This window comes from Dietzia sp. HMSC21D01, assembly GCF_001815995.1.
Lineage (GTDB): Bacteria > Actinomycetota > Actinomycetes > Mycobacteriales > Mycobacteriaceae > Dietzia > Dietzia cinnamea.
On the sequence record NZ_KV823692.1, the window covers coordinates 1 to 1,556 of the forward strand.

Sequence of the window (1,556 nt, forward strand, 5' to 3'; positions counted from 1 at the left end):
CGGGCGCCGCGGTCACATCCGCGGCGCGCCGCTCGTCAACGAGGTGAGGCGGTGCGATCCGCGACCGCCACGACCCGAGAGGACGGATGCCACATGAAGACGATGACCTGCAAAGACCTGGGCGGGCCCTGCGACCTGGCGCACCGCGGCGAGACGGCGGACGACGTGATCAGCGCCCAGGACGCCCACCTCAAGGAGCGCGTCCGGGCCGGCGACGAGGCGCACGTGCCTGCGCGGGAGGACATGAAGGGCAGGTGGCGTCGGCCCAGGCAGTCGCTGGGGTGGTACCGCGACGTCAAGAAGCGCTTCGCCGACCTGCCGGAGGACTGAGCGTCAGGAGACCGAGCGTCAGGAGGCGCCGGCCCCGCCCGGGGTCCGCTGGCTGACTCCCGCCCGCTCGATGACGGCCGCGAGGGCGAGCAACGTCGCCTCGGAGCCGGGGCGCCCTACCAGCTGGACCGAGGTGGGCAGGGTCCGTCCCGCCGAGGTGGTGGTGCTGCCGCACGGCACGGAGAGCGCGGGCCAGCCCAGGACGTTCGCCAGCGGCGTGAAGGGCGAGAACCGCATGGACGCCCACAGGGAGCGCCCCCAGGATCGCCGGTGCCAGTCGGTCGCCTCGGGCGGGACGTCGGCCAGCGCCGGGGTCAGCCACACGTCGACCCCGGCGCTGTCCATGGCGCGCTCGACGTCCGCGCGGAGCGCCCGGACGCCGCGGTTCCAACGGGTGTCACCGTCGCCGGCGCCGCCCCGCCGGAACACGGTGCGGCCGAGCAGCGCGTGGTGTCGGGTGCGACGCTCCATCGCCGAGAGGGGGAGGTTCTCCTCCTCGGCGGCGCGCGCCACGGCGGAGGTCCACCGCGCGAGGTAGAGGATCGGGTCGCGCGGGGACGGCAGGGAGGTGTCGACGACGACGAGGCCCTCGGCGCGCAGCAGTGAGGCGGCTTCCCGCGCCGCGCGAACCCAGGGTGCGTGAACGCGCACGAGATCGCGGCCCAGCCGTATCGGGCTCGCGACGGACAGGCCGACGCGGGTGCCTCCGGGCACGGGGCCGGTGCGGGCGAGCTCCGGGCGGCCCGCCATGACCGACAGGGCGAGCGCGACGTCGCCGACCGTCCGGCCCAGCGGGCCGGATTCGGCCAGGCCGCCCCAGTTGTCCCCGGACAGGCGCGTCGGTACGACCCCCGGCCCGGGCTTGATGGTGACGATTCCGCAGGCCGCGGCGGGGATGCGCAGCGAGCCCATCCCGTCGTCACCCACCGCGAGAGGCACCATGCCGGAGGCGACGGCCGCGGCCGAGCCGCCCGAGGACCCCCCGGCGGACAGCGACGTGTCCCGGGGGTTGCGGGTGATGCCGTGGGCGTCGGAATCGGTCATCCCCCACGTGCACAGCTGCGGGGCGGCGGTGACGCCGACCGGGACGGCGCCGGCCGCCAGCAGGGGGGTCACCACGGGGTTGTCGAGGGTGACCGTGCTCTTGATCGCCAGCGGGACCCCCGCCAGCGGGAGTCGCGCGCGGGCCTCCGGTGTCCCGGCGTCGACGGCGGCGCCCGCCGCCC

Annotated in this window: 2 protein-coding genes; one reads left to right on the forward strand and one right to left on the reverse strand. The window is 76.2% G+C overall.

Features of this window, described 5'->3' with window-relative positions; genetic code table 11:
- Window positions 1–93: 93 nt before the first annotated feature.
- The gene (locus tag HMPREF3086_RS02090; RefSeq protein WP_061916565.1) at window positions 94–330 is read left to right on the forward strand and encodes a DUF1059 domain-containing protein; all 237 of its coding nucleotides are present in this window, start codon (window positions 94–96) and stop codon (window positions 328–330) included.
- Between the two features lie 18 nt (window positions 331–348).
- Here HMPREF3086_RS02090 and HMPREF3086_RS02095 read toward each other — a convergent pair.
- Window positions 349–1,556 (reverse strand): amidase (locus tag HMPREF3086_RS02095; protein WP_070719922.1); only part of this gene is annotated, 1,208 nt, incomplete at its 5' end.